Raw genomic sequence first — 16,648 nt, 5'->3', positions numbered from 1 at the left:
CGGGGTTTCATGTCGCCAGCGCCGTTGCCAGCCACTGGCGCTGGCGCGCCAGGCAGGTCTCCAGCACCAGTTGCGGCAAGGGCGGCGGCGCCTGGCGCGGCTGCGCGCCGCCCGCGCAGCGCTCGGCGATGGCATCGGCCCAGGCGGCGGCATCGAAAAACGGCACGCAGCGCACGCCCAGGGCGGCGGCGAATTCGAGCACCGGCGCGGTGGCCGAGGCCAGCACCGGCACGCCGCTCAGGGCCGCCTCCAGGAACGACCAGGACAGCACGAAGGGCGCGCTCCAGTAGGCGTGCACGCGGCTGATGCTGAGCAGGTCGAGGTATTCGCGCGGGCTCAGCTGGCCGGCGAAATGCACGCGCGACAGGTCCAGCCGCGCGCCGACCTCGGCGAGCATGTGCTGTTTCCAGCTGCGCCCGCCCGGAGCGGGATAGCCGTAGCCGACCTCGTCCCCGCCGACCACGATCGCGTGCGCGTGCGGGCGGCGGCGCAGCACGTCCGGCAGCGCGCGCATGAACACATCGAAGCCGCGCATCGGTTCCAGGTTGCGCGCCACAAAGCTGATCACTTCATCGCCCGGCGCGAACGGTGCGGCCAGGCCCGGCAAGGCCAGGCGTGCCTGCGGGTTAAAGCGCAGCCGCTCGCTGTCGATGCCGTCATGGATGACGCTGATCTTGTCGCGCGCCCAGGCCGGATAGGTGTCGCGCTGCCAGCGGGTGGGCGCGATGGCGGCGTCGGCCAGTTGCATGCTCAGCAGATTGGTGCTGTTGCGCAGGCGCAGGCGCCAGCGTTCGGGCATGCTGAGCGGAGGCAGCCCGGGATCGAAGCCGACATCCTGGCCTTCGAGCGCGTAATAGTATTCGCAATAGAGCAGCAGTCTGGCGTCCGGGAACACATCCTTGATGAACAGCGCCTCGCCCCAGCCCGGATGGGCCAGCACGATGTCGGGCGCGAAGCCTTCGCGCTGCAGCTGCATGGCGGCGGCGGCGCAGGCTTCGGCGTGGCGCACCTGGCTTTCCTGCTCGGCCAGCAGCGGATGGATCTCGGGCATCGCCGGGCGCAGCAACTGGTAAGGGCGCAGCGCGACCCCGGGCGGCGCCGCACGCGCGTTGCGGCACAGCGCAACGACCTGATGCCCGCGCTGCGCCAGGTCGCCCGCCAGGTGCAGGAACTGGGCCGGGAAATTCTGATGGATGAACAGGATCTTCATTGCATCACCCGCGCCAGCTCGTCCCACACGGCGGCGCCGGTGGCGGGCATGCTGGCCACGGCCCACAGGTCCCAGTGCCGGCCTTCGTGCACGCGCACTTCGTGAAAGCCCGCCGCCAGCAGGCTGCGCCCCAGGGTCGTGGCGGTAAAGCCGCTGCGGTGCGCCATGTGCCGGTGGCCGGCGGCCAGCGCGGCCTGGTGGCCGAACAGCATGTCCAACGGCCTGATCGGACCGGCGGGCGACTGGTACAGCGGCGCGTCGAGCTGGTCGGCGGCAATGTGCAGGGCGATGGCGCGCAGGTCGGGCAGGGTGATCAGGGCGTAGCCGTCGGCGCGCAGCACGCGGTGGAATTCGGCCAGGGCGCGCGGCACCGCGAAGGCATCGAGGTGCTCCAGGTTGTGCGAGGAGAAAATGGCATCGATGCTGGCGTCGGCCACCATGTGCAGGTCGCCGATGCTGGCCACGATGTCCGGTTCGACGGCGGGGTCGATATCGAGCCGTATTTCGCGCCATGCGGGGCCGCGCAGGCAAGCCGGCAAGTCGCGCGTGCCGCGCGCGCCGCAGCCGACGTGCAGCAGCTGGCGCGGGCGCGCGGCGGCGCAGTCGTCGGACAGGGGGCGCGCTACTACGCCGCTGTCGCCCGGCTGCGCTATGATCGCGCCCCCGTGCTGCCCGGGTTGGCAAAATGAAGAGGCGCCAGGGCCGGGCGCGGGGCCACGTGGGCCCTGGCCAGCAAGGCCGAAAACCAGCTGCCGGCATCGAAGCCGGGGTCCAGGCGCACCGTGTCGATGGCGACGCGGGCCTGCGCCGGGTCGGCCGCGAGCAGCACGATGCAGCCGCTCAGGCCGATCAGGTCGCTGTCGCTGAGCAAGCTTGCCCCGCTGGCGGGCGCGACCACGTCGACCACGCCGGTGCGCCACAGCGTTTCGCTGACCTCGCCGATCACCAGCAGGCGCAGGGCCAGGTCGGTGCGCGCGGCGACCAGGCGCGCCAGCGCCAGCACGGCGGCCGCCAGCGCCCCCGCGGCGCAATGGGCGAGGACCGCGATCCGGGTGCACGAGGACGCCAGCGGCGCCGGCAGCGGCGCGGGCGGCGCAGCGCTGGCGGGCGCCGCGGGCGCCAGCGATGCGGCCAGGCAGGCACGCGCGGCGGCCAGCGGATCGTCTTGCAGGAAGCGCTGGTAGGCGCTGTAGTAGTGCGGATAGCGCGCCATCAGCACGGCGCGGTTCTGGCGTACCCGCAGGTGTTTTTCGTCGCCGAACGAGACCCCGCCGGCATGGGCCACATACACGCCGGTGGCGATCCGGTGGCGGTAGCCGGCGGCGGCCGCGCGCAGGCACCAGTCGACTTCCTCGCCATAGCCGCGCTCGATGGCGTTGCCGTCGAGCCCGCCGATCGCGGCGAGCGCGCCGGCGCGCATCAGCATGGCGAAGCCGCAGCAGGCCGGCACATCGACGTCGGCGCAGGCGCCGGCGCGGTGCAGGGCGCTGGCCTGCCCGTCGAGGCGGGCCAGGCCGGCCGCGTCCGGTGCCGGGGCGGCCCTGGCGATGCTGGGGAAACTGCTGATTTCGCCATTGTTCGACCACGGGGCCACGGCCGCGATATCGTCGGCCCGGTAGAGGGCGGCGCGCAGGCGGTCCAGCCAGTCGCCGTGGACCAGGGTGTCGGCATTGAGCAGGAGCACGTCGTGGCCCGGCAACTGGCGCAGGCCGCGGTTGACGCTTTCGACGAAGCCCAGGTTGTAGCGGTTGCGCAGCAGGCCGATCCGGCCGGCGCCGTGTTCGGCGTCAAGCCAGGCCGCCAGCGCCGGCTCGGGACTGGCGTCATCGATCACCAGTACGCCGCCGACCCCGTGGTTGGCGGGCAGGCTGGCCAGGACGCTGGCGATGCAGGCCTGCACGTGCGCCAGGCCGCTGTGGACCGGGATGAGTACGCTCAGCGGCGCGGGCGCGGGCGTGGGCGCGGGCGCGGTGCTGGACTGCGCGGCGGACAAGGCGCGCGGGACGGCAAAGACCAGGGGCGAGCCGGGCAGGGCGGCGGTGGCGCCGGCCAGGGCCAGCGACCAGACCCCGTCCGGATGCGGCGGCACGAAGGAAAAGCGCGCCCCGGCCGCGCCGGGCGGCAGGCGCACGTCATGGTTTTCCTGGGTCAGTTCGTCGCGCAGGCACAGCTGGACCGAGGCGCCCGCGTGGGCCTCGAACAGCATGCCTTCGATGGCGGCGCCGGCGCGCCAGCAAGCCCCGGCCGGCAGGCAGGCGGCTTTGCGCAAGCTGGGCAGCAAGCCGGCGTGGCTGGCGGCGCGGCAGCGGGCCGGCAACAGCGCCGGCGCCAGTGCGGCGATGCGGGCGCGCTCGCCGTGGGCGAGCCAATCGTTGATCAGCAAATCCTGGAGCCGTGCATCTTGCGGATCGCGGCGCCAGGCGTGGCACCACGCCGCACTACTGAAGTCGGAACGGGACGCTTGCAGGATGGTGGCGCGCAGCAGCGCCGGAATGGCGGCCTCCGCATGGCGGCGGCACGCCGCTTCGGCGGCCAGCAGGGCGTCGGCCGGCCAGCCTTCCTGGAGAGCGTCGACCGCCTGCGCGAGCAGGAAATCCTCGCGCAGGCGCGACGCGCTCCAGGCTGGCGCAGCTGGCGTGCCCTGGACGGCAGCGGTCGCGTTCAAACAATATTATGAACGATGGTCACCGAACCGACCACGACCGGCTCGATATAGTTGCCGGTGCCATCGAGGCTGTTACCGGCCACGGAAATGAAGCCGGCCAGCACCGAGGCGCGCGAGACGCCGCTGTCGAGCACATTGTTCCAGTAGGCCAGGCCCTCGGCATCGGGCGCGCGGTTGAAGGTGCGCAGGTACAGGCCGTCGAGGAATTGCTGATCGCTGAGCTGCGGCTTGGCCTTGTACTCGCTCGAATCGAGGAAGCCTTGCGCGATGCTTTCCAGGGAAACGCCGGAGCGCACCGCATCCATCCAGAATTCGAGGCCCTTGGCGTCGGGCGTGCGGCCCAGCGCGGCCGAGTACAGGGTACTCACGCTGGCTTCCTTGGCGTCGCTGGCGAATACCAGCGCCTGGCCGCCGTCGAGCTGGACGAACTGGAGCTTGCTGATGTCGGTGGTCTTGAGCGTGCCCAGGTTGGTGACGATGGCATGGCCATCCTGGACCGTGACCTTGTAGTCGGACGCATTGCCCTTCAGTTGCACGATCGCATTGCCGGAATTGCCGCCGACGATGGTGCTGTTGCCCAGACCGGCGACGATGGTATCGTAGCTGGTGCCGATGCTCGACACGACGCTGTTACCGCTGCCCAGGCTCAGCTGGGTGTTGCGGTCATCGGCGATGACGAACTTGTCGGTGCCGTTGGTGCCGACCACGATCCGTTCGGGAACCGTGTAGGGCAGGTCGGTCGGACGCGCATCTTCGAAGCGCGCATTGACCCCGCCCTTGCCCTGGAAAATCGTGACCGGCGCGCTGTCGCCGCCGACAATGGTGGTCTGGGCGGTGTCGGAAGTGGCCACCAGCAGCACCTCGCTGGTCGCGCTAACGGGAAGCTTGCCGCCCGCATTGGGCGTCACCGTATCGAAGGACACCAATTTGTCGACCGAGGCCGTCAATGCCAGGATGCGATCGATCGTTCCCTGCGTAAAGAGCGTCGAATTCAGATTCATCAGGGTCGTGGTGGTTGCACTGCTTGATAGTTGATACATCGATTATTCTCCTCTGGTCGTTAAGACGTGCCGCCGCGATCGTAAGTGGCTACGAGACGTGGTTCATGAAGCAAGCTCTTCAGCTCTGTCAGCCGATTGGACCTGCCCGGCTTGCGCGGCTGTTGCCTTGAATACTTTGGTGGTAGCCGATTCCAGCCATGGGTTGCGTTCGCTGGCGGCGGCCTGGCCGGGGCGCGCGTGCAGGGTGATCGCGGTCAGATGTTCGAGCCCCGAGGGGCCGCTGAGCGGCACGGCCGAGTGCACCGGCGCCTGGTAGCCACCGCTGAAGTACGCCGTTCCTTCCAGGTGCCACTGGCTGGCGGCCGGTCCGATCAGGGCGAAGCTCACTTCGATGATGCGTCTGGCCTCGTTGCGGGTGCCGCAGAATTTGCCGCTCTTGACCATTGGCAGCACGCCGCCGCCTTCCACCGCGATGCTGTACGCGAGGTCGACGCCGTGCGGACGGTCGGGCCACATGACCTGGAAGCCTTCCAGTCGCAGCAGGCTGTCCGGGTCGCCGAGCACGGCGCCGGGGGCGGCCATGACGTCGCCGTCGCGCTCGATGTGACCGATGAGGGTCATGCCCTGGGGGCTGATGGCGATCGCGGCGGCGCCCGGGTCGGCCGGCGTGGACAGGACGGCGCCGGGTGCCCGCCTGAGTGGCGGCACGCTCGCACGCTCGAGCGCGATCTGGTCGACACGCAGTGCCGGAACGGGGGAGTCTTTGTTTTCCAGAAAGGCGCTGACCAGCAAGGTGACGGGCGCTTCGCTGATGTGCAGCACGATGCAGTCGGCGCCGTCGCGCAGCACGCTGCCGTGGGTGCCCGCTGTGCTGAGTAATTCCATCTTCCCCTGCGTGGCGCCGTCGCCGGGGGCGCGCGCGATGCTCAGCGCGGCCTTGTTCCCGGTCGGATGGCGCAGGATATACATGCCAGGCTGGAGTGTGACGGTGGAGCCGGTAATTTCCATTGAGCAGGTACCAGACACAAAAATAATAAGACGGTTAAGTTTCGTGTCTGAAAACTATAACGCAAAGGCATGTATGCGCGATTGAGTCTGCCTCTTTTAATTCAGAGTGTTGTAAAAATGGAGGTCATGCTAAGGTCGCTTGCTTCAGGCTTGTGCCGGCGGTGACGGTTTGTCGGACACCGTGCTCATCGGTGTGAGCAGCCAGGCCAGCAGCGCCGTTCCCATCAGGAAGAGTCCCGCTCCACCAAACAATTGCGCCAGCGACATGTGTTGCAGCAGCCACCCCGTCAGCGCCGCCGACAGTGGCGCCACCCCCATGAAGATGAACATGAAGATGCTCATCGCCCGCCCCAGCATGGCGCGCGGCACGCGCTGCTGCAGCCAGCTGAACACGGCCACCTGCATGTAGCCCCCCAGCACGCCGATCACCAGCATCAGCCCGGCGGCCTGCCAGCTCGCCGCCACCAGACCCAGCGGAACAAGCAGCAGCCCGACCAGCACGTCGACCAGCAGCACGGTGGTGCCGAAATTGCGCACCCGGAACTTGCCCAGCACGCCGCTGAGCGCCATCCCGGCCAGGCTGCCGGCCCCGTGCACGCCCATGATCAGCCCCAGCGCCGAGGCCCCGTGCAGCACGTTGCCGGCCAGCACCGGCAGCGCCACCTGCATGGTGCCGCCCACCACGAAGGCACACAGGCCCCAGTACAGCATGCAGGTGCGCAGCGCCGTGTCGCTCCAGACCATGGCAATGCCGGCGCCGACCGCGCGCAGCACCGGTTCGGGCGACCCTGGCGGCGCGACATGCAAGGCGCGCACCTTCGACAAAGTCCAGGTCGCCACGAGGAAGCTGAGCGCATCCAGGGCGAACGCGGCCCCGATGCCGCCGGCCGCGCCCGGGGCGCGGGTGTTGGCGCTGCCATCGCCGAACAGCGCGAACAGCAGGCCCGCCAGCAGCGGCCCGGCCAGCATGGTCAGCTGGCGCACGCCCATCATGATGGCGTTGGCCATCGGCAGCTGGGCCGGCGCCACCACGGTGGGCAGCATCGAAGTGCCGGCCGGAATGCTGAAGGCCGAGGCGAAGCCGATCAGCACCCCCAGGGTGCACACCACCGGCAAGCTGATCCGGTTGGCGAAGACCATCGTTGCCAGCAGGGCCAGCAGGGCGGCGTTGACGAACCTGGTGATCATCAGCACCGACCTGGGTGAGTAGCGGTCCACCAGCGCGCCGCCCAGCAGGATGAAAATGGCGCGCGGTATGCTCATCATCGCGATCACCAGGCCCATCTTGAGCGGATCGCCGGTGCTCACCAGCACCAGCCAGGGCAGGGCGATCAGGGTGAACTGGTCGCCCAGCGAGGTGATGATGGCGCCGCCGATGGTCCAGCGGAAGTTCGGTTCGCGCAGCAGGGCGGCGCGGGCGCTTCGTTGATCGTTCATACAGGCTAGCTGTTGCTCAGGTTAATGCCGGCGATCTGGCCCAGGATGGCCGACATCGCTTCGAGCTGGTCCGGCGCGAACGGGCGCAGCGCTTCCCGGCTGATCAGGTCGACGACATCGCTGGCATGGAGCGCCAGTTCCTTGCCGCTGGCGGTGATGACGGCAAAGCCGACGCGGGCGTCGCGCGGATCGGCTTCGCGCGTGACCAGGCCGATTTTCTCCAGCGGCAGCAAGCTGCGCGTGATGCCGGATGCGGTCAGCCCGAGGCGCTCGGCCAGGTCGACCCGGCGCAGGCGTCCGCCCGGCGCCCGGCTCAGGTGGTTCAGAATCTGGAAATCGGAAAAGCTGATGCCGTGATGCCCGCCCAGCGAGTTGTCGAAACGGCGCAGCAGGGCCGCGTTGGCGCGTGCCATGCGCAGGCAGAGTTCGGCGTGGGAATTCAATTCGTTCATTGCGTCATCCTTTATGAATACGGTATAGATGTTTGAGTACGCAAGTATATCTGCTTTTAAAACGCGTGGCCACTTATTTCGCCCATCGTTGCGGATGGGCGAATCGGTGGCCACGCGCGCCGGCGCGCGCCGGGGGATTGCTTAGCGGCCGCGGCCGCCCGAGCGGTGCGGCGCGGCAGGACGCGGACCGCGCGCGCCGGCAGTGCCGCCGCCGCCGCCGCCGGCGCTGCGTGGCTTGGCCGGAGCACGGCCACCGCCGCCGCCGACCTTGACCACCTGGCCGCCGCCGGAGCGGCCACCGCGGCCGCCATGGCCTGGCGCACCGCTACGCAATTGCACAGGCTGTGCGCGTGCGGTCGGGTCCGGCTCGAAACCGGCGATGATCTGACGCGGCAGGGTCTGCTTGATCAGCTTCTCGATATCCTTGAGCATGTCGTGCTCGTCCACGCAGACCAGCGACACGGCTTCGCCGGTGGCGCCGGCGCGGCCGGTACGGCCGATGCGGTGCACATAGTCTTCAGGAATGTTCGGCAGGTCGTAATTGACCACGTGCGGCAACTGGTCGATATCGATACCGCGCGCGGCGATGTCGGTGGCAACGAGCACCTGCAGGGCGCCATCCTTGAATTCCGACAGCGCCTTGGTGCGCGCCGACTGGCTCTTGTTGCCGTGGATCGCCATCGCGCCGATGCCGTCGGCGCCGAGCTGTTCGACCAGCTTGTTGGCGCCGTGCTTGGTGCGGGTAAATACCAGCACCTGGGTCCATTTGTTCGACTTGATCAGGTGCGAGAGCATCGGATGCTTCTTGTCGCGGTCGACCGGGTGGATCTTCTGGGCGATCACTTCCACCGTCGAATTGCGGCGCGCCACTTCGATCATGGCCGGCTTGTTCAGCAAGCCATCGGCCAGGGCCTTGATCTCTTCCGAGAAGGTGGCCGAGAACAGCAGGTTCTGGCGCTTGGCCGGCAGGGCCGCCAGCACTTTCTTGATGTCGCGGATGAAACCCATGTCGAGCATGCGGTCGGCTTCGTCCAGGATCAGGATTTCGACCTTCGACAGGTCGACCGTGCGCTGTTCCATGTGGTCCAGCAGGCGGCCCGGGGTGGCCACCAGGATGTCGACGCCATGCTTGAGCTGCTTGATCTGCGGATTGATGCCGACGCCACCGAAGATGACGGCCGAATTGAGCTGGGTGTACTTGCCGTACACGCGCACGCTTTCCTCGACCTGGGCCGCCAGTTCGCGGGTCGGGGTCAGGATCAGCGCGCGCACCGAGCGGGTCGAGGTTTTGCTGCTCAAGGCCGCGCCGATGGCGTCGGTCGAGAGGCGGTTCAAAATCGGCAGGGTAAAACCGGCGGTCTTGCCGGTGCCCGTCTGTGCGCCCGCCAGCAGGTCGCCGCCGTTCAGCACGGCGGGAATCGCCTGGGTCTGGATCGGGGTCGGGACGGTGTAACCGTGTTCGGTTACGGCGCGAACGATAGCATCGGACAGGCCGAGTTTAGAAAATGACATGATAACTTTATGGTGGAGATCGGCCCGTCGCTCATTGCAGAAAGCGCCAGTCGCAGGCAATCAATATTAGAAAATCGTGGTGGCAAAGGCACTGGAAACGGAGCCACCCGACATTGCAGCATACACAGCGATGCTAAATTTAACAGAAATCAGTTTCGCTGTGGAAATTTCACGTGCGGCTTGTTAAGCCTGGCGGAGGGAAAGCGGAGGCCGGACAAGGCCTCCAGTACAGCGTACTACAGTATTTTACGCGAAAGGCGCCAACAGCGTGACCATCTGGCCGAACACCTTGGGGCTGGCGGCGATGATGTCGCCCTTGTGCAGGTAGGCCGATTCGCCGTTGAACTCGCCGACGATGCCGCCCGCTTCCGTCACCAGCAGCGAGCCGGCGGCGATATCCCAGGCTTTCAAGCCCTTTTCGTAGAAGCCGTCGCTGCGCCCGGCGGCCACGTTGGCCAGTTCCAGCGCGGCCGAACCGGCGCTGCGCACGGCCTGGCAGCGTTCGGCGACGACGCCGTACATCTTCATGTATTCAGCCAGGGCGCGCGGGCCGGCGCCGTGACCGGAGCACAGCAGGGTGTTGGCCAGGCGGTCGTGCTTGGTGACGCGGATACGCTTGTCGTTCAGGTAGGCGCCGGCGCCCTTGCTGGCGGTGTACAGGTCATTGCGGACCGGATCGTAGATGACGGCTTGCGTGACGATGCCGCGCTGGGCCAGCGCGATCGAGACGCAATAGTTGGGGTAGCCGTGCATGAAATTGGTGGTGCCATCGATCGGGTCGATGATCCAGGCGAATTCGCTCTCGTCGTTCAGGTTGGCGGATGCACCCGATTCCTCGGCCAGGATCGCATGGTCGGGATAGGCTTTGAGCAAGGTTTCGATGATCGCCTGTTCGGCCGCCTGGTCGACATCGGTGACGAAATCGTTGTGTTGTTTTTCAGTAACACTGATCCGGTCGATGTCGAACGACGCGCGCTGGATCACGGTGGCGGCGCGGCGAGCTGCCTTGATCGCCGTATTGAGCATTGGGTGCATGTAGAGCTTCCGTTAAAAGAACGCTAACGCCCACGGCGCCCCCTTGGGCGCAGCGAACGGTAGTGAACAAGAATGAATTAAAGAGCGGTGCGGCGGCGAACTGGTTAAAATCGCGGGCTGGTCAGCCCTGTTTTTAACGATCCGCTACTGCGCGATAGCGCTATTTTAAATGAACACGCCCGAAATCAACACGTCTGTTTTCAAACGCCTCCGATTTGTCCTGGTCGAGACCAGCCGCGCCGGCAATATCGGCGCGGTCGCGCGCGCCATCAAAACGATGGGCTTCGGCGACCTGGTACTGGTCAATCCGCGCTTTCCCGACGCCCTGCGGGACCCGGAAGCGGTGGCCTTTGCCAGCGGCGCCCAGGATGTCTTGGCCGGCGCGCGCATCGTCGGCAGCATCGGCGAGGCCCTGGAAGGCTGCAACTTTGCCGCCGCCGTCTCGGCCCGGCTGCGCGAATTTTCGCCGCCGGTGTGGACTCCGCGCGATGTTGCCGGCCATGTGGCGGGGCAGGGCGAGCTGTCGGCCGCGCTCATTTTCGGTAACGAGCGCTTCGGTTTGCCCAACCAGATCGTCGAGCAGTGCAATGTGCTGATCAATATCCCGGCCAATCCCGATTATTCCTCGCTCAACCTGGCCCAGGCGGCCCAGGTGCTGGCCTACGAATGCCGGGTGGCCGGCATGGCCAGCGAGAACGGGGAAGCGGCGCCGAGCGCGATCGGCTTTCATGGCGACGCGGCCAGCCTGGAACAGATCGAGGGCATGTATGCGCACCTGGAGCAGGCCCTGGTGGCGATCGAGTTTCTCGATGCAGACAATCCCAAAAAGCTCATGCCGCGCCTGAAACGCCTGTTTTCGCGCACCCAGCTGGAAACCGAGGAAGTGAACATCCTGCGCGGGATCGCGCGCCATATCCTCAAGGCGCGCACGTAAAGTGACACAGCACTAAGCTGCGCTGACGTACCGAAGGTTAGAATATTCGGGATACTTTACATCGAGGAGGATGTATGTCGCAGGCGTTGATGCCGGTCCCGATTTCCTTCACAGGTCAGGTCAAATTGATTGACTCGACGGGCATTTTTCCTATTGGAATGGACGGCATCGATGTCACGGAACGGCTATGGGAATTGGCAGGCGCTTTCGACGGCTCGACGATCGATGTAAAAATCAAGCCCCGCAACACAGCATGGGGGCAGATTGACGCGATTTTGCTTGTCGTGAAACATGACGTTCTGGAACGCCCAATGCGCAGAGAAATCTTGCTTGTGCCGGAAGGAAATGTCGTCATTCGCGTTATGCACAATGTAGAATTTTATTTAAGGAAAGCCTATCGCCAGCAGGGGATTGGAACGTTCGCGCTGGCAACGGAGGCGAGGGCGGCTTTCGAACTAGGTTTCACGAAAATTATCGCCAACGCCGCAAATCCTCCCGATGTCGGATGGCGGGTATGGCCGAAATTAGGGTACGACGCGCTTGTCGACGTGGATGTTTTGCAAAGAATGCAAAAGGACTTGGACGACATCGACTTTGATTATGTGCAAGGATGTCTTCGCATCTCTCATTTGTGGGATCATGGGCTTTATTCTCTATGGGAGCAACACGGCGCCGGGTGTATCATGGAGTTCGATGTGTCGAGTGTTGACAGTTGGTCGATGAGGCGCATTGCGGAAATCATTCAGGATATGGGTTCGTGATGGCAACGATAACTTATGGCAAGGGAAAAACCTTGCGGCCGACCCCGCTGGCGGCACTAAGAGAGACAATTAAACAGAATGCCCGCAACGGCAAGGTCGAGATGCCCGACGTCGCGACGAGCCGTGCAGAGGCGAAGCCGGACGCGGGGGATCGATTAGCGGGGCGCCATGCGCAAGCGCGGGCGCCTGAACCCGTGTCCGCGCACATACCGGAAGGAAGCGAGTCACCCCGCTTCAACAGCCAGGGCCAAACAAAGCGTATGGATCAGGCGGTTCAGAAAAACAAGGCGGTGCGGGTCCGCATTCACGCTCCCGATGTAGCCCGCTTCTTCGCGTCGAAAACGCACGACGACCTGACCGTCCTGACCGGCGAAGACTTGGGCGAATAGCGCATACCCGGGGCCCGGCAGTTTTTATTTACTTGGCGAGCGGCCCGAGTGCTTGGCTGCCCGCAAATGGTTGACGCCCGCCGGATTCATCGTCATCGTTCGCACTCGCGCCCCCGTAACGCTAGAACACATCGAACGGTTCCCTGCGCCCGCTGTAAATATGCCCCATGGCGCGCCGCTCGCGCCCGACGATGGTGTCGACGAACTGGGCCGGCTTTTTCATTTTCTTGAAGGTGCTGAAACCGCGTTCGAGGAACTGGTGCAGGTCGGTCACGCCGGCCAGCCTGGCCGGCCCGCGCATCACCGACAAGGTCAGCGAGAGCAGGGGAATGCGCACCAGCGCGCACAGCGAGTCGCCCAGCTGCTGCACCAGGTCGAGCTGGCGCGCGCGCTCCTCGGGCGCGGTGGCGCTGCGGTAGGTAAGCAGGTACGCGCCTTGGTCGAAGTCGGCCCCCAGCACCCGCGCCATGGCCGTATCGAGCTGTTCGGTCAGGGCGTCGAGCGCGATCGCGCCCGTGATCGTGTGCAGCGATTCGTACGGCAACAGCCGCTGCAGGCTGGGGACGATGCGTTCGAGGTCGGCCTCGCGCCGCTCCAGGTCGTGCGCGCCATAGATATCGTTGAGGAAAAAAGCGGCAGCCTCGCGCGTGTCGGGCGCGGCCAGCAGGTCGGGGTGGGTGGCGGCCAGGCGGGCTGACTGGTAGCGCTTGACGGCCGTGCGCGCCGCCTGCAGGGCCGGATCGCGCCGTGCCAGCGCGCGCCCGGCCGCCAGCTGGCGCAGGTGCTGTTCGAGTTCGGCGGCCAGTTTGTCTTTATTCATTCGCTTTGTACCAGAAACGTCTAGACGGTTCACTCTAGTTTGTTGGATTTTATGCCATGCCCTTTGGCGTACACTACCCCAAAAATAGCATGGAAAACAACGACATGGAGACCAAACGCAGAACCTTTCTCAAGGTTGGCGCGCTGGCCGCGCTGACCCTGGCGGCAGGCGGCGGCATTTATCGCTACACCCATCCCTCGCCGCTGGGCCGCTTTGCCCTCGACGGCGAAGCGAAGGCGGCCATCGACGCCATCGTGCCGGCCATGCTGGCCGGGGCCCTGCCGGCCGACCCGCTCGCGCGCCTGGCCGCCGTGACGGCTACCACCGCGCGCGTGCACCAGGCCATCCTGGGCCTGCCGCTGGCCGCGCAAAAGGAAGTCCAGGACCTGTTCGGACTGCTCTCGCTGGCGCCCGCGCGGCGCCTGCTGGCGGGCGTGTCGGGCGGCTGGGCCGGCGCCAGCGTCGAGCAGGTCGGCGTGTTCCTGCACGACTGGCGCTTTCACCGCCTCGGCATGCTGCAAAGCGCCTACCACGCGCTGCATGACCTGATCATCGGTTCCTGGTATGCCGATCCGTCCAGCTGGGCCGGCATCGGCTATCCCGGCCCGATGAAGGAACTGGCATGAGCAGCCCCATCCCCGATCCGATCGCGGCCGGCATCGCGGCCGGCTGGAACGTCATCGACGGCGCCAGCCTGGCCGCCGACCGCACCATCCTTGCCGACGTGGTCATCATCGGCAGCGGCGCCGGGGGCGGCGTGAGCGCCGAGATCCTGGCGCTGGCCGGGCTCAAGGTCGTCATCGTCGAGGAGGGCGCGCTCAAGTCCTCGAAGGACTTCAAGATGCGCGAAGCGGACGCCTATCCGGCGCTGTACCAGGAATCGGCCGCGCGCAAGACGCGCGACAAGGCCATCAACATCCTGCAGGGCCGTACCGTGGGCGGCTCGACCACCGTGAACTGGACGTCGAGCTTTCGCACCCCGAAGCCGACCCTGGACTACTGGCAGAAGAATTTCGGCCTGGCCAGCTACACGCCGGAGCTGCTGGCGCCCTGGTTCGACATGATGGAAGCGCGCCTCTCGGTGGGCGAGTGGCAGGCCCCGCCCAACGAAAACAACGACCTGCTCAAGCGCGGCGCCGCCCGCCTGGGCATCGCGACCGGCGCCATCCGGCGCAACGTCAAGGGTTGCTGGAACCTGGGCTACTGCGGCATGGGCTGCCCGACCAACGCCAAGCAGTCGATGCTGGTCACCACCATCCCGTCGGCGCTCAGCCACGGCGCCACCCTGGTCACCCATGCGCGCGCCCAGCGCCTGGTGTTCAAGGGCGACGCCGTCGACAGCCTGCTGTGCGAAGCGATGGACGCGAGCGGGCTGGCCGCGACCGGGCGCGTGCTCACGCTGCGGGCCAGGCACTTCATCGTGGCCGGCGGGGCGATCAATTCGCCAGCCTTGCTGCTGCGCTCGCGCGCGCCCAATCCCCACGGGCTGCTCGGCAGGCGCACCTTTTTGCATCCGACCGTGATCTCGGCCGGCATCTTCGCGCAGCGCGTGGACGGCTATGCCGGCGCGCCGCAGACCATCTATTCCGACCACTTCCTCGAGACCGGCCCGGTCGACGGGCCGATCGGCTACAAGCTCGAAGCGCCGCCCCTGCATCCGCTGCTGCTCTCGACCACCATGGCCGGCTACGGCCAGGCGCATACCGACACCATGCGCCAGTTCCCGCACGTGCATGGCTTGCTGGCGCTGCTGCGCGACGGTTTCCATGCCGACGCGCCGGGCGGCAGCGTGGGCCTGACGCGCGACGGCGCGGCGCTGCTCGACTATCCGATCAGCGATTTCCTGTGGGACGGCGTGCGGCGCGCCATGCTGTCGATGGCGGAAATCCAGTTCGCGGCCGGCGCCGCCAGCGTGCAGCCGGTGCACGAACTGGCCGCACGCTATACCAGCTGGGACGCCGCCAAAAAAGGCATCGCCGCGCTGCCGATGCGGGAGCACATCACGCGCATCGTCTCGGCCCACGTGATGGGCGGCTGCACCATGTCCGACGACGAACGGCGCGGGGTGGTGGGCGCGAATGGCCGCTACCACGGCGTGCGCAACCTGTCGGTGCACGACGGCTCGCTGTTCCCGACCGCGATCGGCGCCAATCCCCAATTATCGATCTATGCCGTCACGGCGCGCCTGGCGAGCGAGCTGGCGCGCGAACTGACCGGCAAGCCGGCCCCGCGGGTGGCATGAATGTGACGCTGAGCACGCGCGCCATGCTGCGCTGGCTGCTGCTGGCGCAGGCCGCGGCGGCGTGCGCCATCGCGCTGGCGGCGATGCGCTTCGGCGGCGTGGCCTCGCCCTGGCTGGCGCTGGCCTGCGGGCTGGGCGCCGTGCTGCTGGTGCGCCTGCTGATCACGGCCAACAATTTCGTGCTGACGGCGCGCTTTGCCAGCGCCACGCCGGCGCCGTTCCGGATCGGTCCCGGTGCCATGCTGCGCCTGTTCGCCGAAGAATTCATGGCGACCATGCTGCAATCGTCGTGGTTCATGGCGCATGCGGTGGCGCGCCAGCGCATTCATGCCGGCAGTACGGCGCCGCCGGTGCTGCTGCTGCACGGTTACGGCTGCAACAGCGGCTACTGGGCGCACCTGACCAGGCAGCTCGACGCGGCGCGCATCAGCCACGCCTCGCTCGACCTGGAGCCGGTCCTGGCCGGCATAGACGACTTCGTGCCGCTGGTCCATCGCGCCGCCGACGCGCTATGCGAAGCGAGCGGCGCGCCGCGCGTCATCATCGTGGCGCACAGCATGGGCGGGCTGGTGGCGCGCGCCTATCTGCGCGCCCACGGCAGCGCGCGCGTGGCCCATGTCTTCACGCTCGGCACGCCGCACCACGGCACCAGCCTGGCCAGCAAGGGCGTGGGCCTGAACGCCAGCCAGATGCGGCGCCAGGCCGGCGCCGAGGCGCCCGAAAGCGCCTGGCTGCGCGCGCTGGGCGCGAGCGAAAGCGCGGCCACGCGCGCCCTCATCACCTCCTTCTACACCCACCACGACAATATCGTGGCCCCGCAAACCTCCAGCGTGCTCGAAGGCGCGCGCAACATCGCCTTCGGCGGCGTCGGCCACGTGGCGCTGTGCCGCAACCGGCGCGTGCTGGCCCGCCTCATGGATGAAATTAGCAAGCTATCAACACCCTAGATAATCTTTAGCAACATCGGCAAAAGGCGTGATAGAGTCATTGTGAAATTGATTGTCATGGACAATCCGATTTCATGCTCGATAGTATTGGTGAGATTCTTGTTTTCATTGCATTACTGAACCGGATTTTGTCGCCGAATAGCGACTGCTTGCGTCGCTGTCCCGGTGATAAGCTTGCGCACAATTGCCTATCGGCGTGCGGATGTGTCAGGATGCAACAGACGAGCTCAAAATG

General features: G+C 66.6%; 16 protein-coding genes. 6 read left to right on the top strand and 10 right to left on the bottom strand.

Features of this window, described 5'->3' with window-relative positions:
- Positions 1-7: 7 nt before the first annotated feature.
- From RBA41_RS08920 to RBA41_RS08880, 9 genes are all read right to left on the bottom strand, one after another.
- Positions 8-1,210, bottom strand: a complete 1,203-nt coding sequence (locus RBA41_RS08920) for a glycosyltransferase (protein WP_306623197.1) — start codon at positions 1,208-1,210, stop codon at positions 8-10.
- A complete protein-coding gene (locus tag RBA41_RS08915; RefSeq protein ID WP_374709519.1) occupies positions 1,207-1,785 on the bottom strand; it encodes a class I SAM-dependent methyltransferase in 579 nt (192 codons plus the stop codon). Before RBA41_RS08915 ends, RBA41_RS08920 begins: the two co-directional genes overlap by 4 nt.
- 74 nt (positions 1,786-1,859) lie before the next feature.
- Positions 1,860-3,875 carry a glycosyltransferase family 2 protein gene (locus RBA41_RS08910; protein WP_306623192.1) on the bottom strand — a complete coding sequence of 672 codons (2,016 nt, stop codon included), beginning with the start codon at positions 3,873-3,875 and terminating at the stop codon, positions 1,860-1,862.
- Positions 3,872-4,915, bottom strand: a complete 1,044-nt coding sequence (locus RBA41_RS08905) for a DUF4214 domain-containing protein (protein WP_306623188.1) — start codon at positions 4,913-4,915, stop codon at positions 3,872-3,874. The genes RBA41_RS08910 and RBA41_RS08905 overlap by 4 nt, the downstream gene beginning before the upstream one ends.
- Positions 4,916-4,978: 63 nt before the next feature.
- Positions 4,979-5,884: a hypothetical protein gene (locus RBA41_RS08900; RefSeq protein ID WP_306623185.1), complete on the bottom strand. Its 906-nt coding sequence runs from the start codon at positions 5,882-5,884 to the stop codon at positions 4,979-4,981.
- 144 nt (positions 5,885-6,028) lie between these two features.
- Positions 6,029-7,321, bottom strand: a complete 1,293-nt coding sequence (locus tag RBA41_RS08895) for an MFS transporter (protein WP_306623183.1) — start codon at positions 7,319-7,321, stop codon at positions 6,029-6,031.
- Between the two features lie 5 nt (positions 7,322-7,326).
- Positions 7,327-7,773, bottom strand: coding sequence for a MarR family winged helix-turn-helix transcriptional regulator (locus RBA41_RS08890; protein WP_306623181.1), 447 nt, complete (start codon positions 7,771-7,773; stop codon positions 7,327-7,329).
- Positions 7,774-7,914: 141 nt separating this feature from the next.
- Complete coding sequence (locus tag RBA41_RS08885; RefSeq protein WP_306623180.1) at positions 7,915-9,285, bottom strand: DEAD/DEAH box helicase; 1,371 nt, start codon at positions 9,283-9,285, stop codon at positions 7,915-7,917.
- Between the two features lie 246 nt (positions 9,286-9,531).
- Positions 9,532-10,311 carry an inositol monophosphatase family protein gene (locus RBA41_RS08880; RefSeq protein ID WP_306623352.1) on the bottom strand — a complete coding sequence of 260 codons (780 nt, stop codon included), beginning with the start codon at positions 10,309-10,311 and terminating at the stop codon, positions 9,532-9,534.
- A 178-nt stretch (positions 10,312-10,489) separates the two neighbouring features.
- Between RBA41_RS08880 and RBA41_RS08875 the strand changes: the two genes are divergently transcribed.
- The 3 genes from RBA41_RS08875 to RBA41_RS08865 all read left to right on the top strand — a co-directional run bounded on the left by RBA41_RS08875 (position 10,490) and on the right by RBA41_RS08865 (position 12,404).
- Positions 10,490-11,254: an RNA methyltransferase gene (locus RBA41_RS08875; protein WP_306623178.1), complete on the top strand. Its 765-nt coding sequence runs from the start codon at positions 10,490-10,492 to the stop codon at positions 11,252-11,254.
- A gap of 74 nt (positions 11,255-11,328) precedes the next feature.
- Positions 11,329-12,015 (top strand): GNAT family protein, encoded by a 687-nt coding sequence (locus RBA41_RS08870; protein ID WP_306623176.1) that lies wholly within the window; start codon positions 11,329-11,331, stop codon positions 12,013-12,015.
- Positions 12,012-12,404 (top strand): hypothetical protein, encoded by a 393-nt coding sequence (locus RBA41_RS08865; RefSeq protein ID WP_306623173.1) that lies wholly within the window; start codon positions 12,012-12,014, stop codon positions 12,402-12,404. Before RBA41_RS08870 ends, RBA41_RS08865 begins: the two co-directional genes overlap by 4 nt.
- 121 nt (positions 12,405-12,525) lie before the next feature.
- Here RBA41_RS08865 and RBA41_RS08860 read toward each other — a convergent pair whose 3' ends face one another.
- Positions 12,526-13,224, bottom strand: coding sequence for a DUF8198 family protein (locus RBA41_RS08860; RefSeq protein WP_306623170.1), 699 nt, complete (start codon positions 13,222-13,224; stop codon positions 12,526-12,528).
- Positions 13,225-13,328: 104 nt separating this feature from the next.
- Between RBA41_RS08860 and RBA41_RS08855 the strand changes: the two genes are divergently transcribed.
- Genes RBA41_RS08855 through RBA41_RS08845 form a run of 3 tightly spaced genes read left to right on the top strand, consistent with a single transcriptional unit; the run spans position 13,329 to position 16,413 of the window.
- Positions 13,329-13,850 (top strand): hypothetical protein, encoded by a 522-nt coding sequence (locus tag RBA41_RS08855; protein ID WP_306623167.1) that lies wholly within the window; start codon positions 13,329-13,331, stop codon positions 13,848-13,850.
- Positions 13,847-15,466 carry a GMC family oxidoreductase gene (locus RBA41_RS08850; protein ID WP_306623164.1) on the top strand — a complete coding sequence of 540 codons (1,620 nt, stop codon included), beginning with the start codon at positions 13,847-13,849 and terminating at the stop codon, positions 15,464-15,466. The genes RBA41_RS08855 and RBA41_RS08850 overlap by 4 nt, the downstream gene beginning before the upstream one ends.
- Complete coding sequence (locus RBA41_RS08845) at positions 15,463-16,413, top strand: esterase/lipase family protein (protein ID WP_306623161.1); 951 nt, start codon at positions 15,463-15,465, stop codon at positions 16,411-16,413. Before RBA41_RS08850 ends, RBA41_RS08845 begins: the two co-directional genes overlap by 4 nt.
- The last annotated feature ends 235 nt before the right edge of the window (positions 16,414-16,648 follow it).

This window comes from Massilia scottii (genome assembly GCF_030846495.1).
Classification (GTDB): domain Bacteria; phylum Pseudomonadota; class Gammaproteobacteria; order Burkholderiales; family Burkholderiaceae_D; genus Telluria_A; species Telluria_A violaceinigra.
This window is presented reverse-complemented; position numbering and strand designations above follow the sequence as displayed.